The organism is Variovorax guangxiensis (genome assembly GCF_003952165.1).
Lineage (GTDB): Bacteria > Pseudomonadota > Gammaproteobacteria > Burkholderiales > Burkholderiaceae_C > Variovorax > Variovorax guangxiensis.
Genome location: NZ_RXFT01000012.1, coordinates 112,824 through 129,608, shown reverse-complemented (window position 1 = coordinate 129,608; position 16,785 = coordinate 112,824). Strand labels below are relative to the sequence as shown.

Below are 16,785 nucleotides of genomic sequence, written 5' to 3'. Positions count from 1 at the left end.
GGGAATGGCACTTTACTTTATTGGAGACATGTAAGCGCCAAGGACCGGCAATCCTCGCGTTCTCAGCTTCGCTGCTGACGGGTTTTCAGCGAGCCACCAAGTCCGATACACCGTCGAAATAGAACAGCCAAACATCTCCGAAAGCTGCTCATTCGAGAAGTAACCCGACCGCTTGCAGCGCACGAGCTCCTCAGCATCCTCATCAGACAGAACTCGCGGCTGCCCTCCCCAGCGAACACCTCGCTGATACGCCGCAACCTGACCCGCAATAGCGCGCTCGCGAATCAACCGTCTCTCGAACTGGGCGACCGACCCCAGTATCTGCAGCACCAGCTCACCAATCGCACTCGAGGTGTCTACCGGCTCAGTCAGCGACCGAAACGAACACCCCATCCCCTCAAGACGCTCGAGCAACGACAGCAAATCCTTCAAGCTTCGCGCCAAGCGATCCATCTTCCAGACGACCAGCACGTCACCTCGCTTCATACTGGCCAACGCACGCTGCAATTCAGGCCTAGCCCCTACAGAGCTGGTCTTCTCGGCAAACACTTGCCTCACACCCGCGCGACGCAGTGCATCCCTCTGAAGTCTCGTTTCCTGCTCATTCGTGGACACCCTCGCGTACCCAATCAGCACAACAGCCCCTCCCGACCTCTTGAAACCTTTGTAAGCACTTGTAGACTACCGGAAAGGAGAAACCCCATGGGAGTGCAAGACCGCGATTGGTACTGGAAAGACAGAGCACAGCGCGAACAACTGGACCGAGAGACGACGGAGGCAGAGCCAACTACAAGGCACCAAGACCCAGATGCCATGATCCGTAGAATCAACGCCGGCAGCGCACCCAAGCTATGGGGCGAAAACTGGCACTGGACCATTCAGCTACTGGTGTGGCTCTGCATCGCAGCGCTAATAGCCATCATTTGGCGAATGACGCGGTAACCGGAAACGAATCGCGATCTTTCGATGCCGATACCGGCGGCCCAACCGCAGCACCACGGCGCTACAAACAGGCCTCAGCCTCGACCGCCTTTCAGTGAGAGCGGATCACGATAACCCGGGCCGTCGATCAGCACCTCTGATGCGCTGCCCGCAGGCGCCTGACCACCGCGAGCACCAACAGGAACACGGCCATCAGAGCCGTAACCATCCCGCATAACCAACGGCCGCTCAGGCGAACCAATACCACGCTGCGGCGCGTCGCACGTGATTGCTTTGGCGACAGTGCCCCACCGGAGATAGCCAGCGCAATCCGTCAGCGGTTGCCAACGATAGCCCACAGCCACGAGATCCTCGCTGGTGACCGCCGTCACTACAGACCCCGTCGAGGACACAGCGAACGTGTAAACAGTTCGCCCACCGAGACGCATCATCCCGGTCAGATGCAACCCCTTGCCACCATAGGGCTCAGGGTCAACAGGAGACGCCTGAGCAGAAGCCCCCTCATCGGCCGAAGTGGCGGCTTTCGCCACATCACCCCTGCGAGCAGCATCCGCATCCGTTATACGCTTTATCGCCTCGAAATCAGTCTTTCCATCAGGCTTGATAACAGCGCTTTGGAAGCCCGGAGCATTGTCCTTAGGCTTCGCGCCCTGCGAAAAGAACCACACATTAAACGCGATCGCCACAGCCACCAACGCCCAAGCGGTACGGGTCCACCGCTTCACTCTGACCGACACCGGCGCAACATCCGACGCAGGAGCTTCGATCACCGCATTACCCTGAGTGTGACTGCGATAGAGAGAGAAATAGTGCGGCTCATACTTCCGGACGCTTTCCTGAATCACAGCACCACGGTATCCAGCATGGACCTTGCGAATGTACTCATCGGGTCGACCAAGCACGTCAGCCTTACGCACCTTGATCACCATAGCCATGATCTCAGCGATATCAGGGCAGAGGGCCCTGAATCGCTGCGTGGCCAAAAGCACATCACAGTTGAAATGGCGGTGAAGCTTGTACCACTCGACAACAGCCTTCGACGTACCGAGCTTAGGCATCGGCACATGGCACTCATCGACCAGAAACAAAGGACCCTGCCCGGTCTTTGGATGCTTCCAATCAGACCAATAGCACCACACAGTACCAAAAGGGCGCGAGCCTTCGGCAGGACCCTCTACGTGACCATCATCAAACAGCTCAAACGCACTTCCCTTGCCAGTCGCAGGATCAACACGATCAGCGTCCCACGACCCACGTATAGGCGCGGCAACATAGCGCATCTCGATGAGCTCACGGTAAGCCGGATCAATAGCCGCATAGGCATCGATTTCAAGGGGAAGATTCGTGATCACCTTGCGCCCGAGTTTCAGCGCAGCGAGCACCTGAAAGACGCACGCCTCATAACTCTTCCCCGAGCCGGGGATACCTTCCAGGCCGTTGATCATGATCCGAGCCTCGTAAAAGGAATCAACTGGAGCACGAGACGAATGCCAATCGCCGCAACGATGATCGATATGCACGTACCGGCACCGAGCAATCCGAGAATGTTGATGATCTCAGCAGGCAAACCACCAGCGGCATTCACATAGGGCTGAATACCAGACAGATCTATTCCCTGAACAGCCTTCAGCACGATCTTCATCACCTGTTCAAAAGGCCAGCACGCAGCATCGCGTACCAGATCCCAAACGGCAAGCCAGCACTTTACGAATAACTCGCCAATCCAGACCAAGACCGCAGCGATCTTGGCAAACAGCATCGTGAATGCAGCAGCCACATTAGCCCCCGAAGATAAGCGCGCGTGCAAGCAACAAGGCAGAAAGAATCAAGATGGCTTTCGCCACGTCCCATATCCAGCAAGGCGGAGCAACATCATGCGTACCATACTGAGCCCAGTCAGCTAGATTCAAATTGAGTGGCCACGACGGACACACACCACCATCACCGATATTAGGCATCAGCTGCTTAGCCAGTTGCCCGACCGGAGTGCCCTTCAGCTGATCCTTGTACTGGTCGTAGATGCCTTCCATGCCCTGCGGATACTTGCGCGTATAGAGGTCCGGAACTGGGGGAAGAGGCGTATCTGTCGGCGCCTCATCACTAGGCGGCGGTGGACCACTAGACGTAGTACTACTTACCACATCACCGGCCTGATTTCGCGTGACACTACTAGTCATCTGATTGACCGTAATGGTGTCACCTGCATAGTTGTAGTTGATCACCGTAGTATTCGTGGTAGTCAATGTCTGACCACCGCTACTAGTCTGTGAAGACGTGACACTGGCCGGAGACTGAGCAGGACCGGTCACAGACAGTGGCTCATCAATATCGATCTTGCCACCCTTGTCCACATAGTCGCGGATAGCATCCCAGACATCGTTAGCGTTACCAGGAAGCTTGATAGCCTCTTCCAACTTTTGCTGCGCCTGATTGGTCGTGATAGGACGCCAAGTCACATCAGTAACCTGAGGCTGATCATGACATGTACCGTCCGACCAAACATACTTGCCAGCAGCGCAAGTAGACGCTTGACGGTAGATGCGCCACACCGTGCTAAAGGGATCACCACCCGGAGACTTCGCCTTAACGAGACAGTTGCCAACATCAACACCGGATGTAAAAACCTCACCACTCCAATTCGTGTAGTTCGTATACCCAGCAGAAGTAGATTGAAGAGTCACAGCGCGATCACACGCACCTTGCCGAGTAGGGAACCATGGAGCTGCATTTTGCGGAGAATAGTTATAGCCGTCAGACTGCGGGGACGGGGGAGCACCGGGCACACACTCTTCCCATGCCCCACTATCGGTCATCTGCATCGAGCCACCCATCAGGCGAACGCACGCGGCCTCCGCAAGACGCTTGAAAGCTTCGCCAGCAACATAACCTTGAACACCACCGCGCAGAGCCTTGCCGATGTTCTTTGGCGTGAGCACGCCCTTAAGAGAAGCCTTGTCCGCCGGAATATCGGGCAGCTTGAAAGGAAGATCGAGCAGACGCTCGAAATCCGATTTGCCATCCTTGAGATTCGCAGGCCCTTTGAGCAGATTGTCAAAGTCACTACTACCCGATGGCTTCACTGTCCCCCTTGCAGTACTCGGACCAGTGCGGCCTATCGACAGCCCAGAACCCTTCCCGACCTGCGCAGCATGAACGTCCTGAGCACCGGCCCACGCAAGGGCAAACGCGACCAATGCGCCAACAATCCAGTTCATGGCGCAGCCTTGTAGCCAGCCACGAACGCGAGCGCACCCATGGCCCCAATCAGGAGAATGATCGCCCAGAAAAGGGCCAGGAGTGCGCCCGCGAGCATGGCCGTCAGACCTTGCGGATGATGCGCTTGGCCACGTCCGGGCCCTTCATCGTCAGCGCGATGGCCACGATCACGAGCGCCAGCGCAGCGATAGCGGCAGCCACGCCGGCCAGCGACACACTGTTGAGCACCGTGACGATGGGGTTTTCGCTCGTTTGAGCCAACGCACCCACCGAAGCCGTTGCCAGCGCAGCGACGGCCAGCGCCTTCGAGCCATACTTGCGAGCCATGGTAAAGACCTTCATTTCGATTTCCTTTGCAGTTGAAGTGATGAACGATGCCGAGAAGCCGACATCCGATAAACCTGCACGCAGGACTATCGGCTGATCAGAGCTTGCGAATCATTGCCAGCGCTATAGCAGTACCGAGGCCCAATAGCCAGAACAAGAAGACCGCAGCGAAGCCCCATCCGAAGACGTAGAACAACACCTCAGGCGTGATGCCCATCGCCGTGAAATCCACAGTCTCAAGAAAGGGCAGTGAAGCGATGCTGTCCGTCGGACAAGGATCAGCATCGACAATGCAGACGAGGTAGCGCATCACTCTTCAACAACTACGTCCGAGATATCGTCGAAAAACGCATCACAGAAAGGGCACACGCCGGTCTCGGCAAGGTCAGGAGCGAGATCCTCGTTATGGCTCTGGAACTCCTCAACATCACCGACATACGTGCACATGTAGCACATACAACGCATAACCATCACCTCCAAAGTTTGAACAGAAGGCCAACGAGCCGCGACGCAATCGCGCCAACGACTCGACGGATGAAGTACCGGATCACTTGATCACCGGCACGTTTGCATGCACACGACGGCGTGCACGTTCGATACGCACACGCCTCTCAGCGCGCTCGCCATCGATCCAGATCAGTGCGCAGACCGCGAGGCCTGCAGCGAAGCCGAACAGCGCTTGCATCAGTGATCCCTTTCGCCGTTACCGGCAACGAAATGCGATTGGTGTTCGTCGGTATCCTCGACAGTCCCGAGTACATCGAGGTCCACAATCACCGGTTCGTCGTCCGCGTCGGCGTAGTCATGGAGGAGCTGCACCGCGCGCTCCGCGTCATCGACCACACCGCCGCCAGCTTGTGCAAGTGAACGAACCCATTCGGGCTGGCCGTCGTCCTGCGAGGGCGCCAGGAAGCGCCCCGTTGCCAAGCTTTGGACAATGAGCCGCATGGCAGTTAGGCCGGCGTGGCGGCTTTCTGGCCGGCACGTGTGACAGGCTTGATTTCGAGCAGCACGAGCTTGCTACCGTCCTCCTTGGCGGCTTCCAGCTCGAATACGGCGTCAGCGGTGATGGGCAACGAGCCGCCCAGGTGCGCCCACTTGTCGAACTCGGATGCATCGCCGAGCTTGAAAGGCCGCGTCACGCGACCGATGGACCGGCCTGCGTTGTTTTCCTTCAGATCGACTTCGCAGTGGAACGTGCAGCTGCTGAAGGGCTTGCCGTTGTATTCGCCCTTCGATTCCTTGACGGCGTGGACGATGACTTGCGTGGGAAATTTCATGATGGATGCTCCGAGCCCGAGTTAATGAAGTCCCATCGCGACTGGGCCAGATCGCGGGACTACGAATTGATTGAAGGCTTCGCCGAACGCCTCTTGCAGATCGGCCTTCGAGAAGGACTGGAGCCGCTTCGGCAGCTTCTTGCCGGTCACCAGTTCCAAGAACTGGTCTTCATCGAGATACTGGAAGAGCGTGGCGATGGTGGGCGCGGCGGTTTCCATGGCCCAACGTGCATTGCGCACACATTCGGCCTTAACGCTCATCAGCGCGGCCTTCGGCGTGGTGCTGACACGTTCGGGGAGGGCTATCTCGCCTGCTTCACGCAGGATGGCTGCATGCCATTCGCTGGCACCCGCGAAGAAGTCGGACGGACGCCGCAGGATGTCGCTTTCGAGGTAGCGCAGTTTGTTGCCGTACCGCAGCTCGAAGCGCAGCCAGTCGCTACCGGCTTCTTCGCCAAAGAGCTGATCGCCCTTTTCGTAGATGTTGGTCTCCTTGCCCGCTTCTTTGGAGCCGAGGTAGAGAGAGCGCGAACTGCCCTTGAGCCAGTTGATATCGCGCATCTTCGGGCGCTGGCCGTTAACATCGCAAAGACCGGCCTTGTACTCTTCGCTGACGCGCTCGATGCCGCCTTGGAAGCCTTCGAAGAAATCCAGCGCGAGGTCTGCACGGGTGATCTTGGCATCGAGGTCATCGACGATCTTTGCCATGCGGTCATTCCATCCGTGCTCGGCGAACGTGCAGGCGAGGCCGTACAGGTTCACGTGGATGGTTTCCGCCTGACTGCGCTGACGCGGGCTGTCCGACGATGCGCCGAAGCCGACCCATCCGACCTCCGCACCATTGCGCTGGATCGACCAACGGCGCTTGTAGAAGTCGTGACCCTTGCCGAGGTCTGCCGCGCGGGTGAACTCGAAGCCGAGGGCCATGCAGACGCGGTCCGCAAGGCCTGCGGCTTGTCCGCATGCGTCGCGTTCCGGGTCGGGCAGTTCGTTGATGATGCTCAACAGCTTGTTCAACCGGTAGCCTTCGTCCCAGATGCTGGTGGTCTCTGCGCGCTTGTCCGTGAGAAACGGGGGTGCGTTGCGCAGCTGAACGGTGAAGCGCAGCCAGTCGATATGAACGAGGGCTTTGCTGAACTGGCGTTCCGCCATCAGTCGCAGCTTGACGGTGTTGCCATCCAACACCAATGCGTTCTTAGCCGCGACTCTGGTCATGGCGTCTCCCCTTCGGTCGAATTACTCTCCCCGTGATTACCATCGGGGCGCTTGCCGCACTGCCGCCCGCTCGCTTGCGCGGTGCCCTTCCCCGCAAGCGGGGCCCCTTCCCGCCGCGCGCTCGCAGTCACAGCGCAGCCTGCGCAGTTGCGATCGCAGCGGTCTGCCAGATACAGGCATTGCAAAAGGCAGGCGCCATCGAGGCCGGGCGCGTCCTGCGGACCGGGCTCTGGCCCTTCGGGTTGAGCCACCGGGTACGGTGTCTCAATCGCTTGCGCGACTAACGATCCCTCGCGCTCCAGGTGGATCACACGCCGTTGGCGGGCTACGTCGCTTTGCGCCGCAGCGATGTGCGGGCCATGGCTGCACGCCATGGAACAGCCGCTCGGCAAGGAAGGGGGCGAGGCGAAGGCCCAGGCGCGTAGGGCGAGCTGGGCGGCCGCGTAGGCCGTCATGGAGGTCATGCACGCGGCTCCATGCCGAGCTGGCGACGACGCTCAGCAGCGAGCGCCATCAGCACAGGAGAGCCCGTAGCCTCTTCATCCCTGATGAACGCCATCTGAGCATTCACCCATTCCGGGGAGTCTTCCGCCTGACTGGAATCTCCCCAGTCTGGGGACGCAGGAGCCTGGCTCCTTTCTCCCCAAGCTGGGTACTGGTCCGCAGGCACCGCCATCAAACCAACCCGCCGCGACACGCGAACAGGCGCAGCAACACCGGGAATCGATGCGGCACGAGGATGGTCCGGGCAGATACCGCCAGTGCGAACCTCAAAACCGTGCTTGCGGCAAGACCAGTAGGTGACTTGGTTCAGGCCGTTTTCCTCGCCAGTCATGAACTGGCAGTTACGGCAGCAAGGGCGCGCCTGCGGCGTGACATAGCCGGCCTGCTGATGCTTCGGAATGAGCCTCACAGCCGCCCCTGAACGCCTTCGAGGCGAAGGATGGCGCAACGTGCGCGCTCAGGCTGGACGCCACGACGCGCGAACGCTGCGCAGATAGCAGCGTCATCACGGTATTGAGCGGAGGCCACGACCCCGCCGTTACGGATCGACGCAGGGATAGGAGCGCTGATCGCCACGTGGGCGCGGCGCTTCCATCCGAGCTTTTCGGCGGCGGTCATCGGCACGCCTCATAGGCCTGCTCAAGTGCCAAAACCCGCAGGTCCTGCGCAGTGCCAGCCTTGAGCAAAACAGCCTCTTCAGGCGACCCATCAGCCGCCAGAAAGAACAACTCCAGCAGCAGGCCCTGCACGAACGTCGCATGCGCCAGCTCATCCCAAAGTCGCGCGCTCACGACGACAGCCCCTTAGAACCATAGAGCCCGACTTGCTTCCAGTTGCGATTAGTCAGAGCAAAGCGAGTGAACGACCGCAGCACATCGGCTTCAGAGCAGCCCAGTTCATCAGCAATGCCGGCGATGGTCGCCTTGATCTTCGGATCGTCCGTGAAGTCGATGCGGGCCTTTGCGGCGCGGTGAGCACGGACGCGAGCGGCAGCGTCAGCGTGGATCGGGCGACGGCCGGAGCGCACCTCCCGCACGGACTCGACCAGAGCCGCCAAGCTGCCAATCGAGCCGCTATCGGCGGGAGGTACGCAATCGAGAAGAGAGGTCTGGTGCATGGCGGCTCCTAGTGGCAAAATTGGCTAACCAACTGGTATTGCCAATTTGGCAATCCGTATTGGTAATTTACCAAATCGGCAAATAGGTGTCAACATGTTTTTTGAAGCGCTCGACAAGCTGACAGCAGATCAAGTGCGCCAGCTCGCAGCAGCAGGGATCCCCGCCTCGCGCGTGAGCAACTGGAAGCACCGCAAGCGCCTCCCCACCCGCCCTCAAACGCTTGTGTTCTGCACCGTGCTCGGCCTCAACTTCGACAAGGTGAATCGCGAGATCACCGAGATAGAAGCCGCCGAAGACGCAAAGGACAACAGCCCCATGGCAGCACTACTCAAGACTCTGAGTCCGGCGTGGCACTTTTCTTGATCGGCGACGTGCAGGGCTGCGACGCCCCCTTCCAGCGGCTGCTGCGAAAGATCGACTTCTCCCCCAGCCGCGACACCCTCGTGCTGCTGGGCGACCTGGTGAACCGGGGCCCCGATTCGCTCGCGGTGCTGCGCCACGTGCATGGCTACGGCGCCTCGGCACTGAGCCTGCTGGGCAACCACGACCTGCACCTGCTGGGCGTAGCGCACGGCGCGCGCAAGGCCGGCCGCAAGGACACGCTGGGCGAGCTTCTCGCCGCCGCGGATGCCGAGGCGCTGCTCGACTGGCTGCGCAACCAGCACATGGCGCTGCACATGCGCATAGGCGCCGGCGACCTGCTGATGGTGCATGCGGGCGTGCTGCCGCAATGGACGGTGGGCGACACGCTGGTGCTGGCCTCCGAACTCGAGTCGGTGCTGCGCGGCCCGGCGCTGGGCGAATTCCTGATGTCGATGTACGGCAACGAGCCGGCCCGATGGAGCGACACGCTCACCGGAAGCGCCCGCCTGCGCGCCATCGTCAACGCGCTGACGCGCATGCGCTTCTGCACCGCGGACGGCGTGATGGAGTTCGAGGCGAAAGACAGCGCCGCCACCGCGCCCGAGGGCTACATGCCGTGGTTCGACGTGCCCGGGCGCAAGACGGCCAACGCCACCGTCGCATTCGGCCACTGGTCCACGCTGGGCTGGCTCTCGCGGCCCGACCTGCTGTCCACCGACACCGGCTGCGTCTGGGGCGGCTGCCTCAGCGCGGTACGCATCGGCGCGACGCTGGACGAGCGCGAGCTGATCCAGGTCGAGTGCGAGCAGGCGCAGAAGCCGGGCAAGTAGCCGGCGGCGGAGGAATCAGGAAGAAGGCAGCCGAAACTTGTCGAGCGACATGCGCTGGCCGCCCTTCTCGTCGAAGTTGCCGGGCGCCAGCCAGCGCTCGAAGGCCGTGCGCAGCGCCGGCCACTCGCTGTCGATGATCGAGAACCACGCCGTATCGCGTGTTCGGCCCTTGTAGATCACCGCCTGGCGGAACAGCCCCTCGTACCTGAAGCCCAGCCGCAGCGCCGCGCGCTTCGAGGGCTCGTTGAAGTTGTCGCACTTCCATTCGTAGCGGCGGTACCCCAGCTCGTCGAAGGCGAACTTCATCAGCAGGTACTGCGCCTCGGTGGACATCGGCGTGTTCTTGAGCAGTGGCGAGAAGTTGACGGTGCCCACCTCGATGGCCCCGTTGGCCGGGTCGATGCGCATCAGCGCCAGCGAACCCACGGCGCGGCCGCTTCGCATGTCGACGACGGCGAAGTGCAGCGGATCGCTGCTCTTCGCGATGCGCTCGGCATAGGCCCGCAGGCCGGCCAGATCGGCGGGCCGCTCCACGCCAAGGTAGGTCCAGTCGCGACCATCGGGCGCCTGCGCATAGGCGGCGTACAGATCGTCGGCGTGCTTCGCAACGTCGAGCGGCTCGAGCCTGCAGAAACGGCCCTCGATGACGCGGCGCGGCGGCAGGGCGCGGGGCGTCCATTCGGGAACCTCGGGGCCGATGGACTGGCCGAACTCGTTCTGGCGGGCTGACATGGGTGGAAGCTCTTTCGGTGGATGGTGAACGGCAGGGGCCGGAGAACGCTAAAGTAGCCGCAACGTGGCGCCACGAGAAGTGCCATGCAGAAGCAATTTCATGGTGCCATGCTCCACTTCCCCCTTGCCGCCTCCCCCCTTGCCGCCTTCTTCCTTGCTCGAATCCCCGCTCTCCAGGGAGCGCCGGTCGGGCCCGATGCAGCGCCAGCTGCACGACCGCCTCAAGAACGCCATCCTCGACGGCAGCCTCGCCCCCGGCAGCCGCCTGCCGGGCTCGCGTGCGCTGGCCGAGGCGCTCGGCATCTCGCGCAATACGGTCACCGCCACCTACGAGCATCTGGCGGCCGAAGGCTATGTGCGGCCCGACAGGCAGGGCACACGCGTGGCCGAGCTCTCGTCGCCGACGCCATCGAAGCGTGAGCGTGCTGGCAAGCAGGCCGGCACGCCGGCCACCGCGCAGCGCCTCGCAAGGATCCTGCCGAGCGCTTCACGTGCCGACATGGGCGCGGCGCTGCGTCCCGGGGTGCCCGCGCTGTCGCACTTTCCGCTGGCCGCATGGCGTCGCTCGCTGGAACGTGCGATCCGCGGCGGCGGCTGCGCGGCTCTGGGCTACGGCGACGCGCTGGGCGAGCCGGCGCTGCGCGCTGCCATTGCGCGGCACCTGTCGGTGGCGCGCGGCGTGCGCTGCGAGCCGCGGCAGGTCGTCATCGCCGAAGGCGCGCAGGAAGCCATTTCGCTGTGCGTGCGACTGCTGTCCAACCCCGGCGAGACCGGCTGGGTCGAAGATCCGGGCTACCGCGGCGCGAAAGCCGCCATGCATGCGGGCGACATGCGCATCGTGCCCATGCGCGTCGATGCCGAGGGCCTCTGCGTGAGCGAGCGCGACTGGCGCAAGCACCCGCCGCGGCTGGTCTACACCACGCCGTCGCACCAGTACCCGGCCGGCTCGGTGCTGAGCATCGCGCGCCGGCTGGAACTGATCGCGCAGGCCCGGCGGCACGGCGCGTGGATCGTCGAGGACGACTACGACAGCGAGTTCCGCCACACGGGCGAGCCCATCGTGGCCATGCAGGGGCTGGTGGACGACGCGCCGGTGCTCTACGTCGGCTCCTTCAGCAAGACCATGTTCCCGTCGCTGCGGCTCGGCTTCCTGGTGCTGCCCGAGCGCCTGGTGTCCGCCGTGCAGGCACCGCTGGAGGAGATGCTGCGCGGCGGCCATCGCCACGAGCAGCTCGCCATGGCCGACTTCATCGAGAGCGGCCAGTTCAGCAGGCACCTGGGCCGCATGCGCAGGCTGTACCGCGACCGACAGCAGGCACTGCGGCTCGCGCTCGAAAAGCATTTCGAGGTGCCGCACGAGATCGACGGCGGCCACTGCGGCATGCATCTCACCGTGCGCTTGCCCGGGCGCTTCGACGACCGGAGGATCGCCGCCGAGGCGCTGCGCCAGCGCATCGCGCCCACGCCGCTGTCGGGCTTCGCGATGCGGCCGATGCCATCGGACAACGGGCTGGTGCTGGGCTATGGAAACACGGCGAGCGAGCTCTTCGCGCCGCTGGTCACGCGGCTGTCGCAGCTCGCGCGGGCCTCGGAACCCGGCGGCGTCTAGCCGAGCTTTCCCACCACGTGCTCGCGCCTGAAATTGCGCGGCGTGCTCCCCACCACCTGCCGGAAGCGCCGGTTGAAGTACGCCTCGTCGGCAAAGCCGCACTGGTGCGCGATCTCCCGCACCAGCAGCGAGGTGGACGCGAGCAGCTCCTTCGCGCGCTCGATGCGCCGCTCGGTCACGAGGTCGGTGAAGGTTCGGTCGGTTTCCTTGCGCAGCAGGTTGGCCAGGTAGTTGGGCGAAAGGAATGCGGCCGCCGCGGCGTCGGTCAGCGACAGCGGCTTGTCGAGGTTGTCGCGCACGTAGCGCACCACGCGCTGCAGGGCGTCGCGCTGCGAAGTCTTGCCGTCGTGCTGCAGCGAAAGCCGCATCAGCGCGTTCTCCTGCCGCATGCAGGCCAGGCCGACGATCTGCTGCAGGATGCCGCGCATGGCAGTCTTTGCGCCGAAGCTGCGGCTCGCGTTCAGCGCATGCAGCTCGTCGAGCCAGCCGCGGATGCGCGCGAAGTCGGCCTCGTCGAAGGCGAAGTCGACGTACTCCTGGAACAGGAAGGGCGCGAGGTCGGGATGGCGGGCGAGCGGCACGTCTTCCAGGTCGAGCGCGTCGACGTCGAGCTCGGGCCACAGGAAGCGCTGGTCGAAGTTGACGATGCAGTACAGCGCCTCGGGCGGATGCGGGATCACGTGCACCCGGTAAGGCAGCACGAAGCTCAGGTGGCGCGGCCCGAAGGGGCGCACCTCGCCGCCGATGGACTGCTGCGAGCTGCCCTCGATGCCGACCTGGATCTGGAAATAGGCGTGCCGGTGCGGCAGCGTGAGTTCGTTGCGCGCGCCCTGGAAGCGGATGTCGAAGTCCAGGTGGTCGGCACGCTCGTGCATGCCGTAGGTGCGGACTGACGTGGGGGTGGAGGAGCGCATCGGGGCAGGCGTCTTCGTCTTTCGCCCGTGAGCGTACGCCATCTTGCGCACCGGCGATCCGACCGCACCCGCCGGATCTGGCGAGCGCTCTGTCTTCGGGCTCAGACGACCGCGACTTCGAGCACGCCCACGCCCGCCACGCTGCCGCGCATGCGGTCGCCGCGCTGCACCGCCGCCACGCCGGCCGGCGTGCCGGTGAAGATCAGGTCGCCGGGCTGCAGCGTGAACAGCGTCGAGAGGTAGGCGATGGTGTCGGGCACGTTCCAGATCATGTCGGCGAGGTCGCCCACCTGGCGCTGGGCGCCGTTCACGTCGAGGCGGATTTCGCCGCTGGCCGGATGGCCGGCCCTGGCCACCGGCACCAGCTCGCCGCAGGGCGCGGAGCCGTCGAAGGCCTTGCCGGTGTCCCAGGGACGGCCCATCTTCTTGGCCTCGCCCTGCAGGTCGCGGCGGGTCATGTCCAGGCCGACGGCGTAGCCGTAGACGTGGCCGAGCGCGTCGGCGGCGGCGATGTTCGCGCCGCCGGTCTTCAGCGCGACCACGAGTTCGATCTCGTGGTGCACGTCGTTCGACAGCGGCGGATAGGCGAACTCGCCGCCGTCGGCCACGATGGCGCTGGCCGGCTTCATGAAGAAGAACGGCGGCTCGCGGTCGGGGTTGTGGCCCATCTCGCGGGCGTGCTCGGAGTAGTTGCGGCCCACGCAGAAGATGCGATTGACAGGGAAGCGGACCTGATCGCCCTGGATGGGCAGCGAATGGACGGGTGCGGGGGAAATGGCATAGGAAGTCATGCGACGACTCTAGCCAGCGCAACTCCGCGCCTCGCGCACGCAACTACGCGAGTCTTGGACTCAGCTACGGTCGTGCATTTTTCGTTCAGCCGGCCACGCCGAAGCCGGTGTCGAAGGTGCCCTTCACGTCCAGCGGCTGCCTGATGAGCCCGACCTGCCGGTAGAAGTCGGCCGTCCCCTGCTGGTCGGCGATGACCTGCGCGTCGATGGCCACCCACTTCTGCTGCCTGCGCTCGAACTGCAGCTTCGCCGCCTCGGGCGGGATGCCGATGATGCGCGCCAGCGCGGCCGAGTAGGCATCGACGTTGCGGTACGACCAGAGCTGCGCCTTCACCACGCGCTGCAGAAAGTCCTGCAGCACCGGTCGCTTGGCCGCGATGGCGCTGTCGGTGGCCGCGAGGTAGCTCAGCCCCGGCAGCAGCCCGCGCCCGCTCACGAGCACGCGTGCGTGCTTGCTCACCTCGGCCAGCGCGGTGTAGGGCTCCCAGGTGGCCCAGGCGTCGACCGAGCCCTGCGTGAGCGCGAGCTTGGCGTCCGCCGGCGCCAGGAAGCGCAGGTTCACGTCCTCGGGCCTGAGGCCGGCCGAGGTGATGGCCTTGAGCGTGACGTAATGGCCGATGGAGCCGCGATTGGTCGCGACGCTCTTGCCCTTCAGGTCTGCGGCGGTCTTCAGCGGCGAGTCGGGCCGCACGAGCACGGCCGTGCCGTAGGAGTCGGAACGGTTCGCACCGATGGCCTTCACGCGCGTGCCGGCCGCCAGCGCGAAGATCAGTGGCGCGTCGCCGATAGGGCCCGAATCGACCGCGGCGGCATTGAGCGCCTCCGCCAGCGGCGCGGCGGCCGGGAACTCCGACCACTGGATGTCGTAGCTGAGCCCTTCGAGTCCACCCGCGGCTTCGAGCAATGCTCGCAGCCCGCCCTTCTGGTCGCCGGCTTTCAGCACCGGGCGACCCTGCGCGAATGCCACGCCAGGTAAGGTGACGGCAGCGGCAACGGCCGAACCCTGAACAAGAAACTGACGACGGGAACTGTTGTGGCTCATGCGGATGCGGCTCGTATTTCTGTTCATGCCAGGGGATCGAAGGAAACGTAGTCGGCGAAGCGCACCGGGTCGGTGGTCTTCTTGAGCACGCCCACGCCGCGGAAGTCGCGGGCGTAGAACTCGACCTCGTCGCGCAGGTTGCGACCCAGCGGGTGGTGCTTGTGCGTGAGCGTGCCCAGCAGCGCGCGCAGGTCTTCCACCGCCACGTTCGGCGAATACTTCGAAAAGAGCCTGGCCGACTCGTTCGGGTTCTCGGCCACGTAGTCGGAGGCCTGCGCGATGGCGCGCACCAGCGAGGCGACCGTCGCCTTGTCCTTGCGCACGAACTCGCCGCGCGCGCCGACGATGCAGCAGACCTTGTCCTTGTATTCGCCCGAGAGGTTGCTCGCCACTTCGACGTAGGCGCCCTGGTTGCGCTTCTCGATCAGGTAGATGTTGGGATCGCCGTCGGCAATGGCCTGGATCTCGCCCTTCTTCACTGCGATGTCGAGCAGGTCGGCAGGGTACTGGCGCCAGGTCACGTCCCTGTCGGCGTCGATGCCGTTCTTCGCGAGCAGGATCGAGAAGAAGTTCTTGCCCGGGCTCGCGATGTCCGACACGCCGATGGTCTTGCCCTTCAGGCTCGCGAGATTGGTGACGCCCGCGCTCTTGGCGCCCACCAGCCGCACGCAGCCGCCATGCGAGCTGCCGACGATCTTCACGTCGAAGCCCGATTCGAGCGGCTTGAGCCAGCGGTGGATCATGCCCACCGCGGCGTCGGCCTTGGCGGTGGCCAGCGATTCGAGCAGCTGGTCGGTGGAACCCGTGTAGTTGATGAGGTCGACCTGCAGGCCGTTGCGCTCGAAATAACCGCGCTCCTGCGCCACCACCACGGGCGAAAGGCAGAAGGCCGAGGCGTTCCAGGCGAAGGTGAGCTTGCGGGACTGCTGCGAGAAGGCCTGCGAGGCGATCAGGCCACCCGAGGCGACCACGGCGGCGACGCCGCCTGCGCGCAGCACGCTGCGGCGGGAAAGAGTGGGGGTCATCATGTTCGCGTCAGAGCAGCAGTTCGGGCTCGGCCTCGACCAGGCCTTCGTAGAGGCTGTCGAAGGAATGGATGGCGCCTTCGGGCCCGCCGATCTGGTCGTGCGTGTGGCGCGCGGTGGCTTCGTCGATGGGCTGCGGCTTGCCGGCGGCCTCGGCCAGCAGCTGCGTGTGGCAGGCGTTGTCCAGCGCGATGTACCACCACGCGGCGGCTTCCACCGTGGGCCCCGCCGTGAGGATGCCGTGGTTCTTGAGGATGGCGCCCTTCCTGTCACCCAGCGCCTGGGCGATGCGCTCGCCCTCGCTGGTGTCGACCACCATGCCGGTGAAGTCGTCGAACAGCGCCACGTCGTCGTGGAACACGCAGCTGTCCTGCGTGATGGTGTCGAGCTTGCGGCCCAGCGTCGACCAGGCCTTGCCGTAGGTCGAGTGCGTGTGGGCGGCGGCGACGATCTTCGGGTTGTGCTCGTGGATGGCCGCGTGGATCGCGAAGGCCGCCTTGTTGAGCGGCCTGTCGCCGATCACGGTCTCGCCCTTCGAGTTGACGAGCAGCAGGTCGGAGACCTTGATGCGCGAGAAATGGATGCCCAGGGGATTGACCCAGAAGTGGTCGGTGAGCTCCGGGTCGCGCGCCGTGATGTGGCCGGCCAGCCCCTGCGCGAAACCGAAGCGCGCGAACAGGCGGAAGGCGCCCGCCAGGCGCTCCTGCCGGTGGCGGCGCTCCGCCTGCACGGTGGTGCGCGGCGGCACCGGGTCGAACCAGTACTTCTGCTGCGGGTTCGGGTTGAGCTTCAGCGGCTGCGAGGCCGCGCTGCGGTCGATGGAAAGAACTGCGCTCATGGAATTTCCTGGGTGTCGGTTTTTTGCTCCTTCCCCCTC

At 63.8% G+C, this 16,785-nt stretch carries 23 protein-coding genes; 3 read left to right on the top strand and 20 right to left on the bottom strand.

Features of this window, described 5'->3' with window-relative positions; all coding sequences use genetic code 11:
* Positions 1 to 12: 12 nt before the first annotated feature.
* From EJP67_RS24790 to EJP67_RS24735, 14 genes are all read right to left on the bottom strand, one after another.
* Complete coding sequence (locus EJP67_RS24790; RefSeq protein WP_240650774.1) at positions 13 to 615, bottom strand: recombinase family protein; 603 nt, start codon at positions 613 to 615, stop codon at positions 13 to 15.
* Between the two features lie 401 nt (positions 616 to 1,016).
* A complete protein-coding gene (locus EJP67_RS24785; RefSeq protein WP_126024370.1) occupies positions 1,017 to 2,387 on the bottom strand; it encodes a zonular occludens toxin domain-containing protein in 1,371 nt (456 codons plus the stop codon).
* The gene (locus tag EJP67_RS24780) at positions 2,384 to 2,701 is read right to left on the bottom strand and encodes a DUF2523 family protein (protein WP_240650773.1); all 318 of its coding nucleotides are present in this window, start codon (positions 2,699 to 2,701) and stop codon (positions 2,384 to 2,386) included. Before EJP67_RS24780 ends, EJP67_RS24785 begins: the two co-directional genes overlap by 4 nt.
* Positions 2,702 to 2,720: 19 nt before the next feature.
* A complete protein-coding gene (locus EJP67_RS24775) occupies positions 2,721 to 4,157 on the bottom strand; it encodes a hypothetical protein (RefSeq protein WP_126024368.1) in 1,437 nt (478 codons plus the stop codon).
* A 103-nt stretch (positions 4,158 to 4,260) separates the two neighbouring features.
* On the bottom strand, positions 4,261 to 4,485 hold the full coding sequence (locus tag EJP67_RS24770) for a hypothetical protein (protein ID WP_126024367.1): 225 nt from the start codon (positions 4,483 to 4,485) through the stop codon (positions 4,261 to 4,263).
* Positions 4,486 to 4,582: 97 nt separating this feature from the next.
* Positions 4,583 to 4,795, bottom strand: a complete 213-nt coding sequence (locus EJP67_RS24765; RefSeq protein ID WP_126024366.1) for a hypothetical protein — start codon at positions 4,793 to 4,795, stop codon at positions 4,583 to 4,585.
* A gap of 237 nt (positions 4,796 to 5,032) precedes the next feature.
* Complete coding sequence (locus EJP67_RS33705) at positions 5,033 to 5,170, bottom strand: hypothetical protein (RefSeq protein ID WP_165909694.1); 138 nt, start codon at positions 5,168 to 5,170, stop codon at positions 5,033 to 5,035.
* Positions 5,170 to 5,433: a hypothetical protein gene (locus EJP67_RS24760; protein WP_126024365.1), complete on the bottom strand. Its 264-nt coding sequence runs from the start codon at positions 5,431 to 5,433 to the stop codon at positions 5,170 to 5,172. Before EJP67_RS24760 ends, EJP67_RS33705 begins: the two co-directional genes overlap by 1 nt.
* Positions 5,434 to 5,438: 5 nt before the next feature.
* Positions 5,439 to 5,765, bottom strand: coding sequence for a hypothetical protein (locus tag EJP67_RS24755; RefSeq protein ID WP_126024364.1), 327 nt, complete (start codon positions 5,763 to 5,765; stop codon positions 5,439 to 5,441).
* Between the two features lie 21 nt (positions 5,766 to 5,786).
* A complete protein-coding gene (locus tag EJP67_RS24750) occupies positions 5,787 to 6,980 on the bottom strand; it encodes a replication initiation factor domain-containing protein (RefSeq protein ID WP_126024363.1) in 1,194 nt (397 codons plus the stop codon).
* A gap of 460 nt (positions 6,981 to 7,440) precedes the next feature.
* Positions 7,441 to 7,893 carry a hypothetical protein gene (locus tag EJP67_RS24745; RefSeq protein ID WP_206169553.1) on the bottom strand — a complete coding sequence of 151 codons (453 nt, stop codon included), beginning with the start codon at positions 7,891 to 7,893 and terminating at the stop codon, positions 7,441 to 7,443.
* Positions 7,890 to 8,102, bottom strand: a complete 213-nt coding sequence (locus EJP67_RS24740) for a hypothetical protein (RefSeq protein ID WP_126024361.1) — start codon at positions 8,100 to 8,102, stop codon at positions 7,890 to 7,892. The genes EJP67_RS24745 and EJP67_RS24740 overlap by 4 nt, the downstream gene beginning before the upstream one ends.
* Positions 8,099 to 8,275, bottom strand: a complete 177-nt coding sequence (locus EJP67_RS33700) for a hypothetical protein (protein WP_165909693.1) — start codon at positions 8,273 to 8,275, stop codon at positions 8,099 to 8,101. Before EJP67_RS33700 ends, EJP67_RS24740 begins: the two co-directional genes overlap by 4 nt.
* Complete coding sequence (locus EJP67_RS24735) at positions 8,272 to 8,601, bottom strand: hypothetical protein (protein ID WP_126024360.1); 330 nt, start codon at positions 8,599 to 8,601, stop codon at positions 8,272 to 8,274. Before EJP67_RS24735 ends, EJP67_RS33700 begins: the two co-directional genes overlap by 4 nt.
* Positions 8,602 to 8,695: 94 nt before the next feature.
* Here EJP67_RS24735 and EJP67_RS24730 point away from each other — a divergent pair, with 94 nt between their 5' ends.
* Both EJP67_RS24730 and EJP67_RS24725 read left to right on the top strand, forming a co-directional pair.
* Complete coding sequence (locus EJP67_RS24730) at positions 8,696 to 8,965, top strand: hypothetical protein (RefSeq protein WP_126024359.1); 270 nt, start codon at positions 8,696 to 8,698, stop codon at positions 8,963 to 8,965.
* The gene (locus EJP67_RS24725) at positions 8,950 to 9,795 is read left to right on the top strand and encodes a symmetrical bis(5'-nucleosyl)-tetraphosphatase (RefSeq protein WP_126024358.1); all 846 of its coding nucleotides are present in this window, start codon (positions 8,950 to 8,952) and stop codon (positions 9,793 to 9,795) included. Before EJP67_RS24730 ends, EJP67_RS24725 begins: the two co-directional genes overlap by 16 nt.
* Positions 9,796 to 9,810: 15 nt before the next feature.
* Here EJP67_RS24725 and EJP67_RS24720 read toward each other — a convergent pair whose 3' ends face one another.
* Complete coding sequence (locus EJP67_RS24720; RefSeq protein WP_126024357.1) at positions 9,811 to 10,527, bottom strand: GNAT family N-acetyltransferase; 717 nt, start codon at positions 10,525 to 10,527, stop codon at positions 9,811 to 9,813.
* A gap of 100 nt (positions 10,528 to 10,627) precedes the next feature.
* Here EJP67_RS24720 and pdxR point away from each other — a divergent pair, with 100 nt between their 5' ends.
* Positions 10,628 to 12,136 (top strand): MocR-like pyridoxine biosynthesis transcription factor PdxR, encoded by a 1,509-nt coding sequence (pdxR, locus tag EJP67_RS24715; RefSeq protein ID WP_126024356.1) that lies wholly within the window; start codon positions 10,628 to 10,630, stop codon positions 12,134 to 12,136.
* Here the strand turns inward: pdxR and EJP67_RS24710 are convergent.
* From EJP67_RS24710 to EJP67_RS24690, 5 genes are all read right to left on the bottom strand, one after another.
* A complete protein-coding gene (locus EJP67_RS24710; protein ID WP_240650772.1) occupies positions 12,133 to 13,050 on the bottom strand; it encodes a helix-turn-helix transcriptional regulator in 918 nt (305 codons plus the stop codon). The two genes, pdxR and EJP67_RS24710, sit on opposite strands and share 4 nt — an antisense overlap.
* 101 nt (positions 13,051 to 13,151) lie before the next feature.
* Positions 13,152 to 13,841: a fumarylacetoacetate hydrolase family protein gene (locus EJP67_RS24705; protein WP_126024355.1), complete on the bottom strand. Its 690-nt coding sequence runs from the start codon at positions 13,839 to 13,841 to the stop codon at positions 13,152 to 13,154.
* Between the two features lie 85 nt (positions 13,842 to 13,926).
* On the bottom strand, positions 13,927 to 14,910 hold the full coding sequence (locus EJP67_RS24700) for an ABC transporter substrate-binding protein (protein WP_420824279.1): 984 nt from the start codon (positions 14,908 to 14,910) through the stop codon (positions 13,927 to 13,929).
* On the bottom strand, positions 14,907 to 15,908 hold the full coding sequence (locus tag EJP67_RS24695; RefSeq protein ID WP_126024485.1) for an ABC transporter substrate-binding protein: 1,002 nt from the start codon (positions 15,906 to 15,908) through the stop codon (positions 14,907 to 14,909). The genes EJP67_RS24700 and EJP67_RS24695 overlap by 4 nt, the downstream gene beginning before the upstream one ends.
* Positions 15,909 to 15,918: 10 nt before the next feature.
* Positions 15,919 to 16,746, bottom strand: a complete 828-nt coding sequence (locus tag EJP67_RS24690) for a class II aldolase/adducin family protein (RefSeq protein ID WP_126024353.1) — start codon at positions 16,744 to 16,746, stop codon at positions 15,919 to 15,921.
* Positions 16,747 to 16,785 lie beyond the last annotated feature (39 nt).

Excerpts from the sequence above, each read along its gene's own strand:
- EJP67_RS24785 (WP_126024370.1), bottom strand. The coding sequence starts at position 2,387 with ATGATCAACGGCCTGGAAGGTATCCCCGGCTCGGGGAAGAGTTATGAG.
- EJP67_RS24780 (WP_240650773.1), bottom strand. The coding sequence starts at position 2,701 with ATGCTGTTTGCCAAGATCGCTGCGGTCTTGGTCTGGATTGGCGAGTTA.
- EJP67_RS24775 (WP_126024368.1), bottom strand. The coding sequence starts at position 4,157 with ATGAACTGGATTGTTGGCGCATTGGTCGCGTTTGCCCTTGCGTGGGCC.
- EJP67_RS24770 (WP_126024367.1), bottom strand. The coding sequence starts at position 4,485 with ATGGCTCGCAAGTATGGCTCGAAGGCGCTGGCCGTCGCTGCGCTGGCA.
- EJP67_RS24765 (WP_126024366.1), bottom strand. The coding sequence starts at position 4,795 with ATGCGCTACCTCGTCTGCATTGTCGATGCTGATCCTTGTCCGACGGAC.
- EJP67_RS33705 (WP_165909694.1), bottom strand. The coding sequence starts at position 5,170 with ATGCAAGCGCTGTTCGGCTTCGCTGCAGGCCTCGCGGTCTGCGCACTG.
- EJP67_RS24760 (WP_126024365.1), bottom strand. The coding sequence starts at position 5,433 with ATGCGGCTCATTGTCCAAAGCTTGGCAACGGGGCGCTTCCTGGCGCCC.
- EJP67_RS24755 (WP_126024364.1), bottom strand. The coding sequence starts at position 5,765 with ATGAAATTTCCCACGCAAGTCATCGTCCACGCCGTCAAGGAATCGAAG.
- EJP67_RS24750 (WP_126024363.1), bottom strand. The coding sequence starts at position 6,980 with ATGACCAGAGTCGCGGCTAAGAACGCATTGGTGTTGGATGGCAACACC.
- EJP67_RS24740 (WP_126024361.1), bottom strand. The coding sequence starts at position 8,102 with ATGACCGCCGCCGAAAAGCTCGGATGGAAGCGCCGCGCCCACGTGGCG.
- EJP67_RS24735 (WP_126024360.1), bottom strand. The coding sequence starts at position 8,601 with ATGCACCAGACCTCTCTTCTCGATTGCGTACCTCCCGCCGATAGCGGC.
- EJP67_RS24730 (WP_126024359.1), top strand. The coding sequence starts at position 8,696 with ATGTTTTTTGAAGCGCTCGACAAGCTGACAGCAGATCAAGTGCGCCAG.
- EJP67_RS24720 (WP_126024357.1), bottom strand. The coding sequence starts at position 10,527 with ATGTCAGCCCGCCAGAACGAGTTCGGCCAGTCCATCGGCCCCGAGGTT.
- pdxR (WP_126024356.1), top strand. The coding sequence starts at position 10,628 with ATGGTGCCATGCTCCACTTCCCCCTTGCCGCCTCCCCCCTTGCCGCCT.
- EJP67_RS24710 (WP_240650772.1), bottom strand. The coding sequence starts at position 13,050 with ATGCGCTCCTCCACCCCCACGTCAGTCCGCACCTACGGCATGCACGAG.
- EJP67_RS24705 (WP_126024355.1), bottom strand. The coding sequence starts at position 13,841 with ATGACTTCCTATGCCATTTCCCCCGCACCCGTCCATTCGCTGCCCATC.
- EJP67_RS24700 (WP_420824279.1), bottom strand. The coding sequence starts at position 14,910 with ATGAACAGAAATACGAGCCGCATCCGCATGAGCCACAACAGTTCCCGT.
- EJP67_RS24695 (WP_126024485.1), bottom strand. The coding sequence starts at position 15,908 with ATGACCCCCACTCTTTCCCGCCGCAGCGTGCTGCGCGCAGGCGGCGTC.
- EJP67_RS24690 (WP_126024353.1), bottom strand. The coding sequence starts at position 16,746 with ATGAGCGCAGTTCTTTCCATCGACCGCAGCGCGGCCTCGCAGCCGCTG.